We start from the raw sequence: 21,882 nt of genomic DNA, 5'->3' as shown, positions 1-21,882 counted from the left end.
GCTCCCATGCCTACCTTCACCACCTATGACGGAACCGAACTCGCCTATCACCTGCAAGGCGAGGGCGAGCCGCTGATCTGCCTCCCGGGCGGCGCCATGCGGGCCTCCGCATACCTGGGCGACCTCGGCGGACTGGCCGCCGGACGCCGTCTCATCCTGCTCGACCTGCGCGGTACGGGCGACTCCGCGATACCGGCGGACGAGTCGACGTACCGCGTCGACCACCAAGTCGCCGACGTCGAGGCACTCCGGATCCACCTCGGCCTGGAGCGCATGGACCTCCTCGCCCACTCGGCCGGCGGCAACCTCGCCCAGCTCTACGCGGCCGCGCACCCGCAGCGGCTGCGCCGGACCGTCCTGGTCACCCCGACCGCGTGGGCGGTGGACCTTCCGGTCACCCCGGAGCAGCGGCTGGAGGGGGCCCGGCTGCGCGCGGGAACCGAGCCGTACGACACGGCCATCGAGGCCTACGAGCGCATCCTCGCGGGCGACGGCCGCGGCGAGGCGGACTGGGACCTGGCCGCGCCGCTGTTCTACGGGCGCTGGGACGAGACGGCCCGGGCGCACTGCGCGGCGAACGGAATGCAGCAGAACGAGAAGGCCGCCGATGCCTACGCGGGCCCCGGCGCCTTCGACCCGCCCGCCACCCGGGAAGGCCTGCGGCGGCTCACGGGCGAGGTGCTGGTGCTGGCCGGGGAACTGGACGGGAACCCCCGTCCGGCGCTGGCGGCCCGGCTCGCCGCGTTGTTCCCTGCGGGATCGCTCGACGTCCAGTCCGGGGCCGGGCACTTCCCGTGGCTGGACGACGCCGCCTGGTTCGCGGCCCGGGTGGAGCGCTTCCTCGCCTCCGGCACCTGACGGCCGGCCAATCCGCCGAGGCGCCGCACCACGAGCCGCCCGGCCCGGCGATCCCGCCCGTGGACGGGCTCACCTGGGCTCACCGGGGCCTGCCGGGGCTCCCCGGGCTCGGTCAGTCGGCGGTCCGGCGCAGCACCAGGGAGACGAAGCCCCAGGTGTCCCGGTAGACGCGCAGCCATTCGGAGCGCCGGAGGGAGGCGGTTTCGAGTGCCTGCGCGCTGTCCGGATGATCAGGGTGGTCCAGGGCCCACGAGGCCAGCGACCCCCAGCAGGCCCATTCGTAGTCGTCCAGCTCGCGGCGCGTGCTGACGTGCCCGGAGACGGGGGTCCATCCGTCGGCCACGACGCGGTCCACGGTGGTCGCCAAGTCGGTGAAGTCCCCGAGCATCTCGATCGCCTCCGGGGACGGGGTGCGGTCCCAGAACCCATCCCCGATCAGGACGCGGCCGCCCGGAGCCAGGTGCCCGCGGGCCGCCGCGAGGGTGGGGAGCAGGCCGCCGAAGGCGTGCGTGGCGCCGACGCTCAGCACGAGGTCGAACGGCTGTGGCGAGACGAACTCCTCGGCTGCCCGCCGGTGGAGGACGAGGCGTTCCTGCAGGCCGAGCCGGTCCGCTGCCGAGCGGGCCTGCGCAAGGGCCTCCTCGGAGATGTCGACGCCCTCGGCGTGCAACTGCGGGCGCGTGGCCAGGGCGCGCAGGAGCCATTCCCCGCCGCCGCAACCGAGGTCGAGCACACGCTCGTCGCCACGCGGGGCGCCGCGTTCGAGGAGCCGGTTCACGGATGCGTCGTCGAGCGGGGCCTTGATCGGGTGGTCGGCGTGGGCGATGCGGGATATCTGTTCACTGTTCACCCGGACACGCTGTCAGCGGCGGGAGTTCGCTCGCATCTTGTTTTGCCCGCATCGTGGTCGGAGGGGCCGGACCGCCCGGGGGTCCGGCCCCTCCGCCGTACGCCGTCCTCTCCGTGTCCCTACGCCTGGGGGGCCGTGTCCGCCTCCGTCGCGACCGCCTTCGCCCAGCGGTAGTCGGCCTTGCCGCTCGGGGAGCGCTGGATGGCGGGTGCGACGACCAGTTGGCGCGGGATCTTGTAGCCCGCCAGGCGGGTGCGGCAGTGGCTCTGGATCTCGTCCAGGGTCGGCACCGGGGAACCTGCGCGGACCTGGACCACCGCGGCCACGTGGCTGCCCCACGTCGGGTCCGGGACGCCGGCGACCAGGGCGTCGTACACGTCGGGGTGGGACTTCAGCGCCTGTTCCACCTCCTCCGGATACACCTTCTCGCCACCCGTGTTGATGCACTGCGAGCCCCGCCCGAGCACCGTGACGATGCCCTGCTCGTCGACCGTCGCCATGTCGCCGAGCAGCACCCAGCGCTCCGCGCCCTTCTGGAAGAAGGTCTCGGCGGTCTTGGCCGGGTCGTTGTAGTAGCCGAGCGGGACGTGCCCGCGCTGCGCGAGCCGCCCCGGCACGCCGACCGCGACCGGCTCGTGCGTCACCGGGTCCACCACCTGCGTACGGTCGTTGACCACCAGGCGGAAGCCCTTCTCCGGGCCGGAGTCGTCCGCCGCCCGGCCGTTGGAGCCGGACTCGGAGGACCCGAAGTTGTTCAGGAGCAGCACGTTCGGCACCAGCTGCTGGAACTCGGCGCGCACCGTCTCCGACATGATCGCCCCGGACGAGGACACGCTGAACAGAGAGGACAGGTCGGTGCCCTGGAGCGGGCCCTTCAACGCGTCGATGAGCGGCCTGAGCATCGCATCGCCGACCAGCGACACGCTGGAGACCTTCTCCTTCTCGATCGTGCGGAGCACCTCCTCGGGCGCGTACTTGCGGTGGATGACCACCCGCTGGCCGTAGTTGAAGGCGATGAACGAGGTCAGCGTCGACGTGCCGTGCATCAGCGGGGGAGCGGGGAAGAAGGTGAGCCCGGCACCCTTCGACGCGACCCGTTCGGCCAGCTCCTCCGGCCGCTTCACCGGCTCGCCCGACGGCTCACCGCCGAAGAGCCCGGCGAAGAAGAGGTCCTCCGCCCGCCACATGACACCCTTGGGCATGCCCGTCGTGCCGCCGGTGTAGATGATGAAGAGGTCGTCGGGGCTGCGCGGCGGGAAGCCCCGCTCGGGCGAGCCGGCCGTCTCGGCGTCCGCGTACGCCACCGGCGCGATCGAGGGCTCCGGGGCTCCCTCGGGGGCCTCTCCGACGCGGATCAGGTGCCGGAGCCCCGTCGTCTGCGGCAGCGCGGCCGCGACCCGCTCGGTGAACTCGCCCTCGAAGACGAGCGCGGCGAGATCGGCGTCGTTGTAGAGGTAGACCAGTTCCTCCTCCACGTACCGGTAGTTGACGTTCACCGGGACCAGCCGGGCCTTCAGGCAGGCCAGCACGGTCTGCAGGTACTCGATCCCGTTGTAGAGGTGCAGCCCCAGGTGCTCGCCGGGCTTCAGGCCGCTGTCCAGCAGGTGGTGCGCGATCCGGTTCGCCGCCGCGTCCAGCTCCGCGTACGTGAGGCGGCGCTCGGCACCGGTCCCGGGGTGGTCCACGTAGACGAGGGCCTCACGGTCCGGGACCACGTCCACAACCGACTCGAACAGGTCGGCAAGGTTGTACTCCACCGTTCCTCCTGACCCCGAATGTTCCCGACGACTGGCCCCGTGGCTGGTCTGCTCGGCGGTCATTAGAGCGCCGGAGCCGGCAACTGGGAAGGGCGCCGCCCAAGAAATCTGACTGAGTGTCAGAAAACTATTGAACTGCACCCTCCCCTACTGCAACCTGTTCTAGGTCTTGAGACGGGAGGACGGCAATGGGTGGGACAGAACACCTGACCGTGGAACGGCACGGCGCCACGCTGGTGCTCACCATGAACAGGCCCGAGGCGAAGAACGCGCTCTCGCTGCCGCTGCTGGTGGGGCTGTACGACGGCTGGCTGGAGGCGGACGCCGACGACACGATCCGCTCGGTGGTCCTGACCGGCGCCGGAGGGGACTTCTGTGCCGGCATGGACCTCAAGGCGCTGGCCGGGAAGGGTATGGCGGGCGACCAGTACCGGGACCGCCTCAAGGCCGACCCCGACCTGCACTGGAAGGCGATGCTCCGTCACCACCGGCCGCGCAAGCCGGTGATCGCGGCGGTGGAAGGCTACTGCGTGGCGGGCGGGACGGAGATCCTGCAGGGCACGGACATCCGGGTGGCGGGCGCGGGGGCCACCTTCGGACTCTTCGAGGTCAGGCGCGGGCTGTTCCCGATCGGCGGCTCCACGGTGCGGCTGCCGCGCCAGATCCCGCGCACGCACGCCCTGGAGATGCTGCTGACCGGGCGCCCGTACTCCGCGGAGGAGGCGGCGCGGATCGGGCTCGTCGGGCGGGTGGTGCCGGACGGCACGGCACTGGAGGCCGCGCTGGAGACCGCGGAGCGGATCAACGCGTGCGGGCCGCTGGCGGTGGAGGCGGTGAAGGCGTCGGTCTACGAGACGGCCGAGATGACGGAGGCGGAGGGGCTGGCCTCGGAGTTGCTGCGGGGGTGGCCGATCTTCGACACGGCGGACGCGAAGGAAGGGGCGCGGGCCTTCGCGGAGAAGCGGCCCGCGCTGTACCGGCGGGAGTAACCGGGGCACCGCAGCCGGGGCTCTGCCCCGGACCCCCTACGGCGCTCCGCGCCCGCGCCTCAAACGCCGGCGGGGCTGGGTTTGTGCCGGCGAGGCGGGATTGGCCTGCCCGGCCGGACGGGGCCCGCAGGGCTGGAGGAGCAGGCTCCGCTGAAGACCCACACTCGGAATCAACACATCGGAGAGCCACCATGACAGCTGCCTCCCCACCGGAGCTGCTCCGCGCCCCCCTCGTCGTCGAGTTCCCCTTCACCCGGTCCCTCGGGCCCGTCCAGAGCGCCTTCCTCACCGGCCTGCGCGAAGGCGTCGTCCTCGGGGTGAAGACCGCCGGCGGGAAGGTGATGGTCCCGCCCGTCGAGTACGACCCCGTCACCGCCGAGGAGATCCGCGAGCTCGTCGAGGTCGCCGCCACCGGCACCGTCACCACCTGGGCGTGGAACCACCTGCCCCGCCCCCACCAGCCCCTGGACACCCCCTTCGCCTGGGTGCTGGTCAAGCTCGACGGCGCGGACACCGCCCTCCTGCACGCCCTCGACGCGCCCGGCCCCGAGGCCGTGCACACCGGCATGCGGGTACGCATCCGCTGGGCCGCCGAGCGCACCGGCGCCATCACCGACATCGCCTGCTTCGAACCGTACGAGGGCCCGGCCGGCGCCGAGGCCGCCCCGCACGACGGGGACTTCGCCGGCGCCGTCACCGGTATCGTGGCGCAGGCCCGCCTGGACTACGTCTACAGCCCCGGCCGCGCCCAGACCGCGTACATCAACGCCCTCTCCGAGCAGAAGACGGTCGGCGAGCGCTGCCCCTCCTGCCACAAGGTGTACGTCCCCCCGCGCGGCGCCTGCCCCACCTGTGGCGTGGCCACCACCGACCAGGTGGAGGTCGGCCCGGCGGGCACGGTCACCACCTACTGCATCGTCAACATCAAGGCCAGGAACCTCGACATCGAGGTCCCCTACGTCTACGCCCACATCGCCCTCGACGGCGCCGGCCTCGCCCTCCACGGCCGGATCGGCGGCATCCCGTACGACCAGGTGCGCATGGGCCTGCGGGTAGAGCCCGTGTGGACCGAGGGCGGCCGCTACCCCGACCACTACCGCCCCACCGGCGAGCCGGACGCGGACTACGACGCGTACAAGGAGCTCATCTGATGGCCCGATACGCCCGTGAGGTCGCGGTGGTCGCCTTCGCCCAGAGCGACCACCTGCGCCGCACCGACGAGCTCAGCGAAGTCGAGATGGTCATGCCGGTCCTGCACCGGGTGCTGGCCGCGACCGGCCTGAAGGCCGGCGAGATCGGCTTCACCTGCTCCGGCTCCAGCGACTACCTGGCCGGCCGTGCCTTCTCCTTCACCATGACCCTCGACGGGGTCGGAGCCTGGCCGCCCATCTCCGAGTCGCACGTGGAGATGGACGGCGCCTGGGCCCTCTACGAGGCCTGGGTCAAGATCCAGACCGGCGAGGCCGACACCGCGCTCGTCTACTCGTACGGAAAGTCCTCGCCCGGCTCGGTACGGGACGTCCTGACCCGGCAGCTCGACCCGTACTACGTGGCGCCCCTCTGGCCCGACTCGGTGGCACTGGCCGCCCTCCAGGCCCAGGCCCTCATCGACGCGGGCGAGACCGACGAGCCCGCCCTGGCCGCCATCGGAGCGCGCAGCCGAGCCGCCGCCGAGGCCAACCCGCACGCCCAGCTGAGCGGTTCGGTGCCCCAGGGCGACTACCAGGTCCGGCCGCTGCGCACCGGGGACTGCCCACCCATCGGGGACGGCGTGGCCGCCGTGATCCTGGCGGCCGGCGACCTGGCCCGGCAGCTGTGCGCACGCCCGGCCTGGATCACCGGCATCGACCACCGCATCGAGGCGCACAGCCTCGGGCTGCGCGACCTCACCGACTCCCCGTCCACCCGGATCGCCGCCGAACACGCGGGCGTCTTCGAGGCGCCGGTGGACACGGCGGAACTGCACGCGCCGTTCTCCTCCCAGGAGGTGGTGCTCCGCAAGGCGCTCGGGCTCGGGGACGACGTGACCGTCAACCCCTCCGGCGGGGCGCTCGCGGCCAACCCGGTCATGGCCGCCGGCCTGATCCGCATCGGCGAGGCGGCCGCCCGCATCCACCGCGGCGAGTCCGACCGGGCCGTCGCCCACGCCACCTCCGGCCCCTGCCTCCAGCAGAACCTGGTCGCCGTCCTGGAAGGGGACCGAGCATGAGCGCAACCGGCAGGTCCGGCAAGGAGCCGGTCGCCGTCGTCGGCATCGGCCAGACCAAGCACGTGGCCGCCCGCCACGACGTGTCCATCGCCGGACTGGTCCGCGAGGCGGCGGCGCGCGCACTCGCCGACGCCGAGCTGACCTGGGCGGACATCGACGCCGTCGTCATCGGCAAGGCCCCCGACTTCTTCGAGGGGGTGATGATGCCGGAGCTGTACCTGGCGGACGCGCTCGGCGCGGTCGGCAAGCCGATGCTGCGCGTGCACACGGCCGGTTCGGTCGGCGGGTCCACCGCCCTGGTCGCCTCCAACCTCGTCGCGGCGCGCGTCCACCGGACCGTCCTCACCCTCGCCTTCGAGAAGCAGTCCGAGTCGAACGCCATGTGGGGGCTCTCCCTCCCCGTCCCCTTCCAGCAGCCGCTGCTGGCGGGCGCGGGCGGGTTCTTCGCCCCGCACGTGCGCGCGTACATGCGGCGCACCGGCGCACCCGACACGGTGGGCTCGCTGGTCGCCTACAAGGACCGGCGCAACGCCCTGAAGAACCCGTACGCGCATCTCCACGAGCACGACATCACCCTGGAGAAGGTCCAGGCCTCGCCGATGCTGTGGGACCCGATCCGCTACTCCGAGACCTGCCCCTCCTCGGACGGCGCCTGCGCGATGATCCTCACCGACCGTGCGGGCGCGGCCCGTTCGCCGAAACCGCCCGCCTGGGTGCACGGCGGGGCGATGCGCAGCGAGCCCACGCTCTTCGCGGGCAAGGACTTCGTCTCGCCGCAGGCCGGCAAGGACTGCGCGGCCGACGTCTACCGCCAGGCGGGGATCACGGATCCGCGCCGGGAGATCGACGCGGTGGAGATGTACGTGCCGTTCTCCTGGTACGAGCCGATGTGGCTGGAGAACCTCGGGTTCGCGGCGGAGGGCGAGGGCTGGAAGCTCACCGAGGCCGGGGTCACGGAACTCGACGGGGACCTTCCGGTCAACCCCTCCGGCGGGGTCCTGTCCACCAACCCGATCGGCGCCTCCGGAATGATCCGCTTTGCGGAAGCAGCCCTCCAAGTCCGGGGCCAGGCCGGGGAACACCAGGTTCCGGGAGCCCGGCGGGCCCTGGGCCACGCGTACGGGGGCGGCGCGCAGTTCTTCGCGATGTGGCTGGTGGGGGCCGAGGAGCCCACCTCCTGACGGCGGACCCGGCCGGCGACGGAGGGGCCGGCGGGGTACGGGACAGGCCACGGTGACTCACCGTGGCCTGTGCGCCACGCGCTGCGGTGGTTAACCTTGCCCCCGGACGACGTACCGGGAGGAGCACGCACGTGGCCGAGAGCATGACTTCGCAGCCCCTCGCTGGCTGGGGCAAGCCGGACCTCGATCTCACCGAGGCGGACTGGCAGTCGAGCAGCAGGGGAGCGGGTGACGTCCAGATCGCCTTCGTGGAGGGCTTCATCGCGATGCGCAACAGCGAGCGCCCCGAGAGCCCTTCGCTGATCTTCACGCCGGACGAGTGGCACAAGTTCGTACTGAACGCCCGGGGTGGTGAGTTCGACCTGACGTAGACCGAGCCCGCAGGCGCGGCACCACCGGGCGCGGAGCCCCCCGGCCCGGTGGAATCCGCGGAAGGTCTCGTGACGCACGTCACACCTGCCGCTGCGCGTTTTCCTGTCGGTCGAGCCGCCCTGCGGAGGCCGAGAGGAGACGGACCCTCAGGCAGTCGGCAAGGAGAACGAGCGATGACCTTCCCTTCGGATCGAACGAGCACCCGAGCGGCCGCATCCGGCCCGGAGGCACACCCGCGTCCCCGGCCGCTGACGGCGGACCTCCTCGAACGCCTCCAGGGGGTCCGCGACGCCCTGCCGGTCGAGTCGGTCATGGTGCGCAGGCATGCGGACGACCCCGGGATCGAAGTGCTCGCGGGCCGCCGGCTGTTCACCGAGGCGGAGCGCCGCGCACTGCCCTTCGACTCGCCGGAGTACAGCTATTCCGTCGTGTGCGCGGCCGTGGCCGTCGAGCCGGCGCCCCGCCTCCCCCTCGTGGGCGTGGGGCTGGGCCGCATCGCCGCCGATGCCGTGGCCGCCCTCAAGGCGCGCTCGGCCGCGCTGCTCGGCGACGACGAGCAGATGGACCGCTTCGCCGCGGACGTGCTCGGCCTGCGCAGCGGAGGTCGCTGGCGGGAGGCGGTCTCCACCGCGCTGCTCGGCGACTGGCCCGCTCCGCTCTTCAGCGGCGATCCGATCGGCCCCTGCGCGCTGGCCGGTCTGCGCAAAGAAGCCGCAACCCGGCACGCGCAGCTGACACCCCTGTGGCGGCGCCGTGTCCGCAACGCGCGGCTGCTGTCCCTGGACGCTCCCCTGGCGGACGGCCTCTCCCTGGCCGGCCTGGTGACGGGCGGCCGCTCCGCGGAGGATTCCGTGATCGCCCGGGAACCCGACGACCCCCGTCTCGCCGCTCTCCTGCGGAGCCTCGGCCCCGCCGAGCGCGCCGTGGTGGAGGCGTGGGGCGACGGGGCCGTCGGCACCTGGACGGAGGCCGCGATCCGGGCCGGTGAGGCCGATCCCTGTGCCACCGGGGAGCGGGTCCGCCGCAAGGTGCGGCGCTGGACGGCCGAGCAGGAGCGCCGCGGCGCCCTGCGGCGCTGAGGAGCAGCCGTGCACACCGATCCCGCTCCGGACCCGGAACCTGACCCGGACCCGGTGGATGCCACCGGTGCCACTCCCGTGCCTTCCGGGGAACGGCCCCGCCGCGCAGCACCCGCCAGCCGGACGGCCGAACCCGGTACGGCGGCTGGCGACCTGGTCGTCCCCCTGCTGGCCCTCGTGCTCGTGCTCCTGGTGCTCGTCATCGGCGCCGGGCTCCTGTACGTGGCCGCCACCCGTCCCGAGCTCGCGGCACCCCTGTCGGTGGCCACGCAGGGCATCGCGGCGGTCGTCGGCGCGGTCGGCGTCCTGGCCGCCCTCGCCGCCGTCCGCCGCAGGTGAGGAGCGGTCACCGATCGGACCGGGGCGAAACCGGCCACACCGGATACTCCGGGTACGGTGGCGGCATGAGTGGAGAGAACGATCTGCGCAAGCTCCTGAGCGGTATGCGGCCCGAGTTGAACGAGGGGCGGTACGTCTTCTGTACCGTCCCCGGGGGCACCGTGCCCGCCGGGACCGCGCCCGTCGCCACCGTTCTGGAGCGGGAGGGCCTCACCCTGGTCCTGCGGCAGGAGGACGCCGACGCCGCCGGGCTCGCCTACGACTACACCGCCGGCTGGATCACCCTGCGGATCCACTCCGCGCTCGACGCCGTCGGCCTCACCGCGGCCTTCGCCGGCGAACTCGGCGCGCACGGACTGAGCTGCAACGTCATCGCCGGCTACCACCACGACCACCTTTTCGTGGCCGCCGACCGGGCCGCCGAGGCCGTGGCCGTCCTGGAGGACCTCGCGGCACGTTCCGCACGGGACTGACACGTCCCGGAACGCCCCCCGAAAAGCTCCCGGACGGCCCCTGGACGGCCCCTGGAGGGCCCCCTGAAAGGTTGCCGGAAAAGAAGATCGGATTCTTTCCTCACTGTGGGATCCCTCGCCCTGTGCGCGGGCGTACGCTGATGCTCCGAACAGGCCTGGGGGGTACCAGCCATGACGGACCGCCGGACCCGCATGCGGCTTACGATGGTCGAACGCGAGGCCGAACTCGCCACCGTCGACGAAGCCCTGGACCAGCTCACCGGTCCCGGGCCCGACGCCGGCGGCGCGCTGCTCGCCTTCTCCGGCCCGGCCGGCCTCGGCAAGACCACGCTGCTCGCCGAACTGCGCCGCCGCGCCCACGCCCGCTCCTGCACCGTCCTCGCCGCCCGCGGCGGGGAACAGGAGCAGAGCCAGCCCTTCCACGTCGCCCGCCAGCTGATCCAGCCCCAGCTGGCCGGCACCTCCGAGCAGGAACTGCGCGCCGCCCTCGGGGGCTGGTACTCCATCGTCGGACCGGCCCTCGGACTGTGCGCACCCGAACAGGGCGCCCCGCCCGACCCCCAGGGCCTGCGCGACGGACTCGACTGGGTCCTCACCCACCTCGTCGTCAAACGTGCCCCCGTCACCCTCCTCCTCGACGACGCCCACTGGGCCGACCCCGAGTCCCTCGGCTGGCTCGCCGCCTTCGCCCCGCGCGCCGAACACCTCCCGCTGCTCCTCGTCGTCGCCTACCGTCCCGACGAACTGCCCGCGGACGCCGAAGCCTTCCGTACGCTGCCGGGCCGGGCGGGACAGCGCCCGCTGCCCCTGGCGCCGCTCACCCCGGCCGCCGTCGCCGCCCTGGTCCGCGAATGGCTCGGCGACCACGCCGACGACGCCTTCTGCCAGGAAGCCTGGGCCGTCACCACCGGCAACCCCTTCGAGACCGTCGAACTCGCCGCCAAGGTCCGCGACAAGGGCCTGCCCCCGGTCGAGGCGAACGCCCCGCTGCTGCGCGACCTCGCCGCCGCCCAGCGCGGCAGCGGCCTCGCCGCCCGCCTCGAACGCCTCGGCCCCTCCACCGTCCGCTTCGCCTGGGCCTGCGCCGTCCTCGGCACCGCCATCCCGCGGGACCTCGCCGCCCGGGTCGCCGCCCTCGGAACCGAGGAGGCCGTGGACGCCACCGGGCGGCTGCGCGACGCGCGCATCCTGTCCGCCGCCACGGAAGAGCCGGACGCGGGGCTGGAGTTCGTCCACCCGCTCATTGCCACGGGCATCTACCGCGCCATCCCCGACGCGCTCCGCGTCGCCCTGCACGGCAAGGCCGCCGCGGCCGTCGTCGACGCCGGACTCGGACCCTCCGCCGCCGCCCGCCACCTGCTGGAGACCCACCCCGAGAACGACCCCTGGGTGGTGCGCATCCTGCGCGAGGCCGCCGGCGAGAACCTCCGCGCCGGCGCCCCCGAGGCCGCCCGCCGCCAGCTCGCCCGCGCGCTGCGTGAGCCACCGGACTTCGACGAGCGCGCGGCCGTCCTGTACGAACTCGGCTGCGCCTCCCTGCTCACCGAGCCCGCCAACACCGTCAACCATCTGCGGGCCGCCCTCGCCGAGCCCTTCGACGATCCGGCCCTGCGCCAGGGCATCGTCATCCGGCTCGCCCAGGTGCTCTCGCACAGCGACCGCCTCGCCGAGGCCTCGGAGTCCCTCGCACGGGAGATCCCGTACACCCAGGACGTCCGCGCCCGGCTGCGCCTGCAGTCGGAACAGTTCATGTGGGACGCCTTCAATGCCGCGGAGACCGACTCACCGGCCCGCTCGCGGCGCCTCGCCCGGCTCGCCGACCGGCTGGCCGGGCGCGACCTCACGGAGCGGTACGTCATCGGGCTGCGCGCCTGGGACGCCTGCCTGCGGGGAGAGCCGGTGGACGTGGTGCTGCACCACGCGGGACGGGTGCTGGAGCGGCCCTTCAGCTGGGCCCAGGAGGACCGCGGCTTCGAGGTCCCGGTCCTGGTCGCGATGGCCCACATGTACGCCGACCGGCCGGGACGGGCGGAGGAGCTGTTCGAGGCGGGCACCGCCGAGTTCGAACGGCAGGGCTGGCGCGGGGCGCACCTCTCCTTCGCGTACAACCTGCGCGCCTACATCCTCTACCGGCGCGGGCGGCTCGCCGAGGCCGAGGACCTGGCGCGGGCCGGGCTGCGGCTGGCCGAACGCGTGGGCCGGCGCACCCCCGTGCACTGGTACGCCATAGCCATCCTCCTCACGACGCTGCTCGCGCGGGGCCGGGTCGACGAGGCCTGGGAGCTGGGCCGGGAGCACGAGTACGGCAGGCCCTTCCCGGCGGCCGTGGTCTTCCCCGACTCCCAGACGGTCTACGCCGAACTGCTGCTGGCCCGTGGCCAGGTGCGGGCGGCGGTCGCCCAACTGGAGGAGGTCGACCGTCGGCTGACCCCGCGCGGCATACAGAATCCGGCGTGGTGCCCGTGGCAGCTGCACCTGGCCCGGGCCGTCGTGGCGGACGATCCGCACCGGGCGCGCGCCCTGGCCGGCGATGCCGTGCGGCGGGCCCGCGCCTTCGGCGCCCCGTCGGGCATCGGCCAGGCCCTGCGGGTGGCGGCCGAGGTCGCGGCGCCGGAGGACCGGGCCGGACTGCTGGAGGAGGCGGTCGCGCTGCTCGCGGAGTCGCCGGCGGGCTACGAACTGGCCCGCGCCCTGGGTGCGCTCGGCAGCGAGCTGCGGGACGTGGACCTGCTGGCGCGTGCCGTGATGACGGCTCGCGCATGCGGGGCCGACGCGCTGGTGGCCCGGGCCGCCAACACCCTGCTCCGGCTGGGCGGCACCCTGCCGGGCGCTCCGGACGGGAAGGACGGAGAAGACGGGGAAGACGGGCTCGCGCGGGACCGGCTCACGCAGGAGGAGCTCCTGGCGGCGAGGCGGGCGGCGGCCAGGCCCGCCCCGGACGGCTCCGACCGCCCCGCACGGGGCCCGGATTGGGCCCTGTCCGGGGCCTGCCGCAAGCTCGGTTCCGACGTCCCGGGCCTGGCCGCCGCCCTGGAGGCCTACGCGCCGTAGGCCGCGGAGGTGCGCGTCAGTTCTTGGCGTACACCCCGAACAGGTCGACGATCAGGTCGGCCGGTTCCCAGCCCCGGTTCCAGAAGTCGACGATGTCGTTCTTGCCGGTGCTCGCCTGGACCAGGTTCGAGACGGTCTCGCCCTTCGTCCAGTTCAGGTTGGAGGAGTTCGGCGGGGTCGGCCGGACGGCCTTGCTCTGGCCGTACGCCTCCCGGGTGTTCGGGTCCGGGGCGACCGTGAGGTGGCCGCTGCCCTCCGTGTTGGTGACCGTGGTGTTCATCACCGCGCCCGCGAGCGTGACGTCGGGCTCGAACAGCGACTCCCACCAGTAGTCCTGGCCGTGCACCGGCCAGAAGTACTTTCGCGAGTCGTACAGGCGCTCCGGCGCGAGCGGCAGGTAGGCGGCCTTGCCGTCGGCGCTGTAGTAGCCGGTCACGTCCACGATCACGTCGGCCGGGCTCCAGGAGCCGTTGCGTATGTTGATCCTGCCGTCCGGGCCCACCGGCACGATCACCGAGTTGGCGACCGTCTGGCCGGTGGTGAAGTTCACGTTCGACGTGATCGGAGCCTGCTGCCCGCTCGGGAAGACGGTCAGGTGGCCGGAGTCCCTGGGTGCGGTGACCGTCACGTTGAGGGCGACGGCGGTGATGCCCGCGGCCGGCAGTCCGCCCTGGCCGGCGATCTGGACACCGAAGGAGCCCTGCCCGGCGACCTGGCCCTTGGCGGTGCCCGTGCCGTCCCGGGTGTCGACGAGACGGACGGGGTCCAGCGGGGTGTAGCCGCTGGAGGCGGAGCGGGCGAAGTAGCCCGTGACGTCCGCTATCAGGTTCACCGAGCCCGGGCTGCGGTTGACCAGTTCCACGTATCCGTCCGCGCCGACCGGCACGATCGTCAGGTTCGGGACGGACCGTCCCGCGGTGAAGTTGACGTTCGACGTGGTCGGCTGCTCGCTGCCGGACGCATAGGCGGCGATGTGCCCGTCGGCGGCGGCGCCGGTGGCGGTGATGTTGAGGGCCACGGCGGTCACCCCGGCCGGGATGCCGCTGTTGCCGCCGACCTTCACCCGGGTCGTTCCGTACGGGGCGACGGGCTGGGGCGCCGCAGTTCCGGTGCCGTCCCGGGTGTCCAGCAGCCGGGTGGGCGCGTGCGGGGTGAAGTCGGAGCCGGCGACGACGACGTCGACGCTGTTGGTGACGGCCTCCTTGGTCCCCAGATCGGTCGCCGTGACCGTGATCTTGTGGGTGCCGACCTTGGCGTACGTGTGCTTGAAGCGCAGGAACCCGTCCGTGAGGGAGTGCTCGGGGTCCGTCGTGTGACCGTCGCCCCAGTCGACGACCACCCGGAACACCTCGGTCTTCTCGCTCGAAACCCAGGTGGAGAGGTCCATGGTGCGCGCACCGGATCCGGTGGTGACCAGACCGACATAGTGGCCCGCGGCCGCGGCCGGAGCGCCCTCGGCGGCCGACGCGGTGGCGGGGGCCGTGCGGACGGACCGCTCCGGCGGGCTGCTGAAGGTGGCGGTCTTCGCCGCCTTCTCCACGGCTGCCGCGAGCTTCTTGCCCGCGTCCTGCTTGTGGTTCGCGGCCGGCTCGGCCGCGTGGGCCGCGCCCGGTACGACGAGACCGACGGCTGCCGCGACGACGGCGGCGGAGATCATGACACGGTGACGGTACACCGGCCCCCCAGTGTTGTTGAACCTGTTCAGATGGTCATGATCAGATTACAGGGCCGCCCGATTTACATGGCATTGGCTCGTATCCGCCGGTCGGCGTGTCGCGCCGGAATCGTTCGCCCGGAGCACAAGGCGGGAGATTCCGCCAGCCGGCGGGCAGGGTCAACCGTATGGATCACATCGACCGCATCTCCCACTTCCAGAGCGAGGCATCGGCATTCGAGAAGGCCGTCCGCCAGGCCTTCGACCGCGGCGAGCCTGTACCGACCGTCCCCTCGTGCCCCGGCTGGACGGTCTCCGACCTCGTCGCCCATCTCGGGGGCGTGCACCGCTACCTGGCCCACGTCCTGCGGGAGCGGCTCACGGCCCCGCCCGACCCCGCCGGCCTCGGCCTCCCGCGGGTCCCCGCGGACCCCGGCGCGCTGACGGAATGGTTCGCGCAGGGCGCCCGGGAGCTGGCCGAGCTGCTCGGGGAGCTGGGGCCGGACACCCCGGTGTGGACCTGGTCGGCCGAGCAGACCTCGGGCTTCTGGCTGCGGATGCAGCTGATCGAGCTGGCCGTCCACCGCTGGGACGCACAATCCGCCACGGGGACCGCGGGCCCCCTCGACCCGGGCGTCGCGGCGGACGCCGTCACCCAGACCGTCGAGGTGATGGCCCCGGCCCGCCGTTCGTGGAAGGCGGCCCCCGCAGGTACGGGGGAGCGGTACCGCTTCCGGAGTACCGACGGTCCGGAAACCTGGACGGTCGTCTTCGCGGCGGACGAGGTCCTGCTGGAGTGCGCCCCCGTCCCGGAGCCCGGCCCCACCTCCCCGGCGGACGTCGAGGCCGCCGCAACGGCCTCGGACCTCGCCCTCTTCCTGTGGGGACGGCTGCCCGCCACCGCCCTGCGGGTCACGGCCGGTGACGCCACCCTGCTCCCGCACTGGTTCACCCTGGTTCCCCCGGTCTGACCGGCCGGTCCGGCGCGCCCCGCCCGGGCGGCGCCGGGATCCGGGCCCCCGGGCCGGAAAACTCGTGCGGCCACGTACCATGGCGGCATGTCCTTCCTCCGCCGCCACCGCGCCGCCACACCCGCCGGCCCGGACTTCGACGTCCTGGCCATGGACCCGGGGGACTGGCCGGGCAATCTCGGGGCCGGGCTGCTGCCCGCGCCCGACGGCAGCTGCCAGGGTGTCTTCCTCCGCTACGACCTGTTCGGCGGACGCGGCCCCGCGATGATCATCGGTAACCTCCCCGAGGGTTCCCCGGCCCGGGACCTCTCCGACGGCGAGGTCCCCTTCGAGGTGGCCCAGCTCCTCGACGCCCTCGAGAACGAAGAGGACGTCGAGGTCACCGGCGTCGAGGACTGCCCCGTCATGCAGGGCGACAACCTCCTCATCGTCCGCAAGGTCAAGCTGTCGGAGTCCCGCATCTCCTGCGTCCAGTTCGACCGCAGTGACAACGTGCTGGTGACCATCGCCAGCTGGGACCGCCCGATCACCGATGACCTCTACGCCCTCCTGAAGCCGCTCCCCGCCGAGCTCTTCCAGCAGGGCTAGGCCGCCTCCTCCGCGCCGACCCGTCCGCCGGGCCGTCACGCGTCCGCGATGTCGTTCGCCGCCACGTAGCCGAACGTCATCGCGGGCCCGATCGTCGACCCGGCCCCCGCGTAGCTGTGGCCCATCACCGCCGCGCTCGCGTTGCCCGCCGCGTACAGGCCCCGGATCACCGAGCCGTCCGCCCGCAGGGCCCGGGCCCGGGCGTCCGTCACGATGCCGCCCTTCGTCCCGAGGTCCCCCGGCACGATCTTGAACGCGTAGAACGGCGGGGACCAGATCGGCGCCAGGCACGAGTTCGGATGCACGTTCGGGTCCGTGTAGTAGTGGTCGTAGGCCGTGTCGCCCCGGTGGAAGTCGGAGTCGGTCCCGCTCCACGCCTGCGCGTTGAACCGGTTGAGCGTGGCCCGCAGCGCGCCCGCCGGAACCCCGATCTGGCCCGCGAGGGCGTCCCACGTCCACGCCTTCTTCGCCGCGCCCGCCTGGTACCAGGCATCGGGGAAGACGAGCGTCGGCAGGATGTCCTTGAACAGGTACTTGTTGCGGTAGTTCTGATCCACGATCAGCCACGCCGGGATGTGCGAACCGGTGGCGCCCCGGTCCTTCTCGTACATCACGTGCACCACATCGCTGTACGGCGCCGCCTCGTTGACGAACCGCGCGCCGTTCGCGTTCACGATCAGCCCGCCCGGCAGGGTCCGTTCGGCGAGGCAGAAGTACGGCTCCCCGGGCAGCGGGATCGACGGCCCCCACCAGGCGTCCTCCATCAGGGCCAGCGCTGCCCCGGCCCGCTGCCCCGCCCGGATCCCGTCGCCGGTGTTCTCCTTCGCGCCCACCGACCACTGGGTGCCGATCGGCTGCTGCTGGTACTGCGCCCGCATCGCCGCGTTGTGCTCGAAGCCGCCCGAGCCGACGACCACCCCGCGCCGGGCCCGTACGGTTCCCCGTACGCCCTCCTTCTCCACCACCACACCGGTGACCGCAGCGCCCTCCTGGACCAGGTCGACCAGCGGGCTGTTCAGCCACACCGGCACCCCCGCCCGCTGCAGTCCGGCGCGCAGTCCGGCCGCCAGGGCCTGGCCCATCGTCAGCGGCTTCTCCCCGCACAGCGCTGCCTTCGTGCCGCGTGCCAGGCACTCGGTGGACACCGCGAGCCCCCTGGCGCTCACCGCCGCGAGGTTCAGCCACTTGTAGTCCTGGCTGAAGACCACCATCCCGGCCGGGACGGGCATGTACGCCGGGTTCAGGCGGGCCAGTTCGGCGCCGAGGATGTTGCCGTCGATCTGGTCCGGCTCGATGGACCGGCCGTTCGGCAGGCCGCCCGGCAGATTCGGGTAGTAGTCGCTGTACCCCTCCATGAAACGGAACTTGAGCGGGCTGTTGGCCATCACGAAGTCCAGCATCCGCGGACCGTTGGCGAGGAAGGCGGCCTGGCGGTCGGCCGGCACCTCCGGCCCGACCACGGCCGCGAGGTACGTCGCCGCCTTCTGCGGGGTGTCCGGCACCCCCGCGCCCAGGATCACCGAATTGTTCGGCAGCCAGATGCCGGCCCCGGAACGGGCCGCCGATCCGCCGAAGGTGGGGGCCTTCTCGACGACCAGCACGCTCAGCCCCCGGTGGGCGGCAGTGAGCGCGGCGGTCATCCCGGCGGCCCCGGAACCGACCACGACGACGTCGAACTCGCCGAGCGGGGGGCCGTCCTGGGCGCCGGCGGCCCGGGCCGCGGCGGAGGGGAGCACGGTGGCGGCGAGCACACCGGCGCCCGTACCGGCGAGGACCGTACGTCTCGACGGGCGGGTTCCGGGGGAGGTGCGTGAAGCGCTTGCGGACATGGGCAGGCTCCAGCGGTGTGGGGAGGGCGGGGATCGGCTCCAGCACGTCTGATGCTGAGTCAGAAAAGGTCTTCGGGGGATCATGTGATGTCAAGGCATCCGGCGCCCCGGCGCAAGACCGACTGCTCAGCCCTCCGCCCCCATCCGGGCGTCCAGTTCCCTCACGTGCCGCTTGAGGGCCACGGTGCGGTAGCTCTCCTCCACCCACTCGCACAGCACCTGCACGGAGGGCGCCCCCTTCTCCGCCAGCGGGACGGACACCCACCCGGAGCGGCCCAGGCCGTATCCGGTGGGCTCCGCTCCGGGCGAGGCCATGGCGTGCCCGTGCAGCGCCTCGTCCTTGAGCTTGACGGACAGGCCGGGCTGCCCCGGCCCGTCGGTGTTCCCCAGGAAGACGAAGATCTTCTTGTTCACCTTCATCACGCAGTCCTCGGGACCCCACGGATGGTCCTCCACCGCCTCCGGAAGGCCGAGGGCGAACTCCCGCACCGCCTGCCACTTGCGCACTCCGGACTTCATCCGCGCCTCCCGCCGATCGTCTCCCCACGCTAACGGAGCCCGCCGGGACATCCGGGGCAAGACCGCGCCGCACGGGCGGCGCAGCCACCCGCGCCCGCCCCCGCTGCGTGCGCACCCGCGAACGAGCGAAGTCCCGTGGCGGTGGGGGCCACGGGACTTCGCGTACACCGGGTGCGGGAGGGGTCAGCGCGTGCCGACCGCCGCGCGCACCGCTCTGCGCGCCATTCCGGCGTCGTCGTGCAAGCGGCGGAGCAGCAGCCGCTGCTCCTCCCCGGAGGAGAGGGATCCCGCCGGCAGCGGCTGGGCCGGGGCGGTCGCCAGCATCGAGCGCTGCACCGCCGTCTCGGACATCCGGATCTCCCGGGTCAGCACCAGCATCAGGTTGACCAGGAAGGCGTCCCGCGCGGCCGGACCGGCCGACTGGGCGAGCCGGCTGATCTGGGCACGGGCGGCCGGGGCGTCGCCCAGCACCGCCCACAGCGTGGCCAGATCGTAGCCCGGCAGGTACCAGCCGGCGTGCTCCCAGTCGAGCAGCACCGGACCGGCGGGGGACAGCAGCAGGTTCGACAGCAGCGCGTCACCGTGGTTGAACTGCAGCGCCGTACCCGACAGCTTCACGCCGTGCAGCAGCTTCTGCAGGTCGCCGAGGTCCCGGTCGGTCAGCAGCCCCAACTCGTAGTCGCGGGCGATCCGCCGCGCGTAGTTCATCGGGGTTCCGAACAGCTCGGCCGGCGGCCGCCACTGGTTGACCCGGCACACCGCGCCCAGGGCCGCCCGCAGGTCCACCCGCGGCGGCGGCTCCACCGGGTGCCGCTGCAGGGCCGCGACCCGGCCCGCCATCCGCTCCACCACCAGCGTGCAGTTCTCGGGGTCGGCGGCGATCAGCCGCGGCACCCGGACCGGCGGGCGGTGCCGGACGAACGTCCGGTACGCCGCTATTTCGTGCCGGTAGCGCTCGCGCCACTCGGGCGAGTGGTCCAGTAAAACCTTCGCGACGGCGGTCATCCGCCCGGTGGTCCCGACCAGGAGGACGGACCGTCCGCTGCGCCGCAGCACCTGGACCGGCGCGAACTCCGGACAGATCCGCTGCACCGAGGCGAGGGCGGTGCGCAGCTGCGCCCCCTGCGGTCCCGAGAGGTCGATTCTTCCACTGACGGGCTGAGACCCGGTACCCGGCATCCGCCGTGCCCGGAAGGTGCCCTGCACCGGAGCCGACGGGCGGCCGGGTTCGAGGTAGGGGCCGCCGCCCGCCGGGAGCGTGCGGTGCGGCCGGACCGGTGCGGACACGGAGGACGTTGCTGCGTACATGGTGATACGGATCCCTTCGTGCGCCGACGAGTTGCGTACGCCGCCCCGCCGGATCCCCTGCTTCACCCTGGGGAGTTCCGCCGGAGACCGGGTCGGGGAGGCGCATTCCTACCTGACACCCGGCGCAAGGTGGCGAACCATCGGGCGTGCCCTGGCGAAGCCTGGCGAATAGTCGCTGGGCATCTGACGGGGGGCTACTGTCAACTCAGCCGAGAACCTGGGGGCTTGACGTGAGCAAAGGTCCAAACACCCGCTTGAACGACCTGTTCGGCCTGGCCGGCTGGTCGAAGGGCGAACTGGCGAGGATGGTCAATCGGCAGGCGGCGGCCATGGGCCACCCCCAGCTGGCCACCGACACCTCGCGGGTGCGGCGCTGGATCGACATGGGGGAGACCCCGCGCGAACCGGTGCCCACGGTACTGGCAGCACTGTTCACCGAGCGGCTCGGTCGTGTCGTGACCATCGAGGACCTCGGGTTCGTACGGCAGCGGCGCACCTCCAGACGGCAGCCGGAAGGGGCTCGTGAGAACCCCGACGGGATGCCGTGGGCGCCCGAACGCACAGCCGCGGTCCTCACCGAATTCACGGGAATGGACCTCATGCTCAACCGTCGCGGTCTGATGGGCGCGGGCGCCGTGCTCACGGCCGGCTCCGCCCTCAGCAACGCCATGTACGACTGGCTGCACACCGACCCCGCCCTAGCGAAGGAGGCGCGGCACTTCGGGGAGTCCTTCCAGGCCGATCCCGCGGGATACGACCGCTACGAGGCGGCCCCGATCGGCTCCCAGGAGATCGCGGCCCTGGAGCGCTCCGTCGAGGTGTTCCGTGCCTGGGACGCCTCCAGAGGGGGCGGTCTCCAGCGCAAGGCCGTCGTCGGCCAGCTCAACGAGGTCGGCGGGATGCTCGCCTACCACCACCCCGACCACCTCCAGCGGCGGCTCTGGGGGGTGGCGGCCAATCTGGCCGTGCTCGCGGGCTGGATGTCCCACGACGTGGGCCTGGAGCCCACGGCGCAGAAGTACTTCGTCATCGCCGCGCACGCGGCCCGCGAGGGCGGCGACCGGCCGCGCGCCGGCGAGGCGCTGTCCCGCGCCGCCCGCCAGATGGTCCACCTGGGCAAGCCGAACGAGGCCCTGGACCTGATGAAGCTCGCCCAGTCGGGCTCGGGCGAGCAGACCCTGCCCCGCACCCGCGCCATGCTCCACACCATCGAGGCCTGGGCGCAGGCCGCCATGGGCAAGGGTCAGGCCATGCGCCGCACCCTGGGCGAGGCGGAGGACCTGTTCGTCTCCGACAAGGGCGATGTGCCGCCGCCGAGTTGGATGCAGCACTTCGACGAGGCCGACCTGCACGGCATGCAGGCCCTCGCCTACCGCACCCTCGCCGACCACGACGCCACGGCGGCGCCGGTCGCCGCGCGGCACGCCAGGGAGGCCCTGCGGCTGCGCGGCGAGGGCTATCAGCGCTCGCAGATCTTCGACTACATCTCCATGGCCTCGGCCTGCTTCATCGCCGACGAGCCCGAACAGGCCGACCGCTACGCGCGCCTGGCCCTGGTCTCGATGAACGAGACCTCCTCGCACCGGACCTGGGACCGGCTGCGCGAGATGTACCGGCTCACCGCCCAGTACTCCGGCTACCCGCGCATCGAGGACCTGCGCCAGGAGATCAAGCTGGCCCTCCCGGACAGCCCGGCGCCGCGCGCCACGGGGGTGTAGTCCCACGCCGGCCCCGCGCGCCCCGTCCGCCCGCATGCCCGCACGCCGTGTACGGAGACGAGAAAGGCCGCGCCTTCCGGCGCGGCCCTGAATCGGAGCTCTTCTGGATCGGTGTCGTCCCGAAGCCGTACGGCCTT

General features: G+C 73.0%; 19 protein-coding genes. 13 read left to right on the top strand and 6 right to left on the bottom strand.

Going from position 1 to position 21,882, the window contains the following annotated elements:
* Positions 1 to 6: 6 nt before the first annotated feature.
* The gene (locus tag OG472_RS06230; RefSeq protein WP_405941081.1) at positions 7 to 858 is read left to right on the top strand and encodes an alpha/beta fold hydrolase; all 852 of its coding nucleotides are present in this window, start codon (positions 7 to 9) and stop codon (positions 856 to 858) included.
* A 112-nt stretch (positions 859 to 970) separates the two neighbouring features.
* Here the strand turns inward: OG472_RS06230 and OG472_RS06225 are convergent, their stop codons facing one another.
* Both OG472_RS06225 and OG472_RS06220 read right to left on the bottom strand, forming a co-directional pair.
* Positions 971 to 1,708, bottom strand: coding sequence for an SAM-dependent methyltransferase (locus OG472_RS06225; RefSeq protein WP_405941080.1), 738 nt, complete (start codon positions 1,706 to 1,708; stop codon positions 971 to 973).
* Positions 1,709 to 1,827: 119 nt separating this feature from the next.
* A complete protein-coding gene (locus tag OG472_RS06220) occupies positions 1,828 to 3,465 on the bottom strand; it encodes an acyl-CoA synthetase (RefSeq protein WP_405941079.1) in 1,638 nt (545 codons plus the stop codon).
* A 188-nt stretch (positions 3,466 to 3,653) separates the two neighbouring features.
* Between OG472_RS06220 and OG472_RS06215 the strand changes: the two genes are divergently transcribed.
* The 9 genes from OG472_RS06215 (at position 3,654) to OG472_RS06175 (ending at position 13,158) form a co-directional block, all read left to right on the top strand.
* The gene (locus OG472_RS06215) at positions 3,654 to 4,454 is read left to right on the top strand and encodes a crotonase/enoyl-CoA hydratase family protein (RefSeq protein ID WP_405828338.1); all 801 of its coding nucleotides are present in this window, start codon (positions 3,654 to 3,656) and stop codon (positions 4,452 to 4,454) included.
* Positions 4,455 to 4,645: 191 nt separating this feature from the next.
* A complete protein-coding gene (locus tag OG472_RS06210) occupies positions 4,646 to 5,605 on the top strand; it encodes a Zn-ribbon domain-containing OB-fold protein (protein ID WP_405828336.1) in 960 nt (319 codons plus the stop codon).
* On the top strand, positions 5,605 to 6,663 hold the full coding sequence (locus OG472_RS06205) for a thiolase domain-containing protein (RefSeq protein WP_383564430.1): 1,059 nt from the start codon (positions 5,605 to 5,607) through the stop codon (positions 6,661 to 6,663). The genes OG472_RS06210 and OG472_RS06205 overlap by 1 nt, the downstream gene beginning before the upstream one ends.
* Positions 6,660 to 7,844, top strand: a complete 1,185-nt coding sequence (locus OG472_RS06200; RefSeq protein ID WP_401603441.1) for a thiolase domain-containing protein — start codon at positions 6,660 to 6,662, stop codon at positions 7,842 to 7,844. The genes OG472_RS06205 and OG472_RS06200 overlap by 4 nt, the downstream gene beginning before the upstream one ends.
* A 143-nt stretch (positions 7,845 to 7,987) precedes the next feature.
* Positions 7,988 to 8,215 (top strand): DUF397 domain-containing protein, encoded by a 228-nt coding sequence (locus OG472_RS06195; protein WP_374778183.1) that lies wholly within the window; start codon positions 7,988 to 7,990, stop codon positions 8,213 to 8,215.
* 174 nt (positions 8,216 to 8,389) lie between these two features.
* Complete coding sequence (locus OG472_RS06190) at positions 8,390 to 9,295, top strand: hypothetical protein (protein ID WP_405941078.1); 906 nt, start codon at positions 8,390 to 8,392, stop codon at positions 9,293 to 9,295.
* 9 nt (positions 9,296 to 9,304) lie between these two features.
* Positions 9,305 to 9,634 carry a hypothetical protein gene (locus OG472_RS06185; RefSeq protein WP_405941077.1) on the top strand — a complete coding sequence of 110 codons (330 nt, stop codon included), beginning with the start codon at positions 9,305 to 9,307 and terminating at the stop codon, positions 9,632 to 9,634.
* Between the two features lie 65 nt (positions 9,635 to 9,699).
* Positions 9,700 to 10,107, top strand: a complete 408-nt coding sequence (locus tag OG472_RS06180) for an ACT domain-containing protein (protein ID WP_405941076.1) — start codon at positions 9,700 to 9,702, stop codon at positions 10,105 to 10,107.
* 171 nt (positions 10,108 to 10,278) lie between these two features.
* Positions 10,279 to 13,158, top strand: a complete 2,880-nt coding sequence (locus OG472_RS06175; protein WP_405941075.1) for an ATP-binding protein — start codon at positions 10,279 to 10,281, stop codon at positions 13,156 to 13,158.
* A gap of 16 nt (positions 13,159 to 13,174) precedes the next feature.
* On the opposite strand, the gene OG472_RS06170 is transcribed toward OG472_RS06175, so the two are convergent.
* On the bottom strand, positions 13,175 to 14,815 hold the full coding sequence (locus OG472_RS06170; RefSeq protein ID WP_405941074.1) for a hypothetical protein: 1,641 nt from the start codon (positions 14,813 to 14,815) through the stop codon (positions 13,175 to 13,177).
* Between the two features lie 185 nt (positions 14,816 to 15,000).
* Here OG472_RS06170 and OG472_RS06165 point away from each other — a divergent pair, with 185 nt between their 5' ends.
* Positions 15,001 to 15,783 carry a maleylpyruvate isomerase family mycothiol-dependent enzyme gene (locus OG472_RS06165; protein ID WP_401603426.1) on the top strand — a complete coding sequence of 261 codons (783 nt, stop codon included), beginning with the start codon at positions 15,001 to 15,003 and terminating at the stop codon, positions 15,781 to 15,783.
* A gap of 87 nt (positions 15,784 to 15,870) precedes the next feature.
* On the top strand, positions 15,871 to 16,371 hold the full coding sequence (locus tag OG472_RS06160; RefSeq protein WP_401603424.1) for a hypothetical protein: 501 nt from the start codon (positions 15,871 to 15,873) through the stop codon (positions 16,369 to 16,371).
* Positions 16,372 to 16,406: 35 nt separating this feature from the next.
* On the opposite strand, the gene kstD is transcribed toward OG472_RS06160, so the two are convergent.
* From kstD to OG472_RS06145, 3 genes are all read right to left on the bottom strand, one after another.
* Positions 16,407 to 18,200, bottom strand: coding sequence for a 3-oxosteroid 1-dehydrogenase (gene kstD / locus OG472_RS06155; protein WP_405941073.1), 1,794 nt, complete (start codon positions 18,198 to 18,200; stop codon positions 16,407 to 16,409).
* A 126-nt stretch (positions 18,201 to 18,326) separates the two neighbouring features.
* On the bottom strand, positions 18,327 to 18,719 hold the full coding sequence (locus OG472_RS06150; RefSeq protein WP_401603418.1) for an MmcQ/YjbR family DNA-binding protein: 393 nt from the start codon (positions 18,717 to 18,719) through the stop codon (positions 18,327 to 18,329).
* Between the two features lie 183 nt (positions 18,720 to 18,902).
* Positions 18,903 to 20,027 (bottom strand): aminoglycoside phosphotransferase family protein, encoded by a 1,125-nt coding sequence (locus tag OG472_RS06145; protein ID WP_401603415.1) that lies wholly within the window; start codon positions 20,025 to 20,027, stop codon positions 18,903 to 18,905.
* 230 nt (positions 20,028 to 20,257) lie between these two features.
* On the opposite strand from OG472_RS06145, the gene OG472_RS06140 reads away from it, so the two are divergent.
* Positions 20,258 to 21,745 (top strand): hypothetical protein, encoded by a 1,488-nt coding sequence (locus OG472_RS06140; RefSeq protein ID WP_401603412.1) that lies wholly within the window; start codon positions 20,258 to 20,260, stop codon positions 21,743 to 21,745.
* Positions 21,746 to 21,882: the final 137 nt, after the last annotated feature.

This window comes from Streptomyces sp. NBC_00207 (assembly GCF_045160965.1).
Taxonomy (GTDB): domain Bacteria; phylum Actinomycetota; class Actinomycetes; order Streptomycetales; family Streptomycetaceae; genus Streptomyces.
This window is presented reverse-complemented; position numbering and strand designations above follow the sequence as displayed.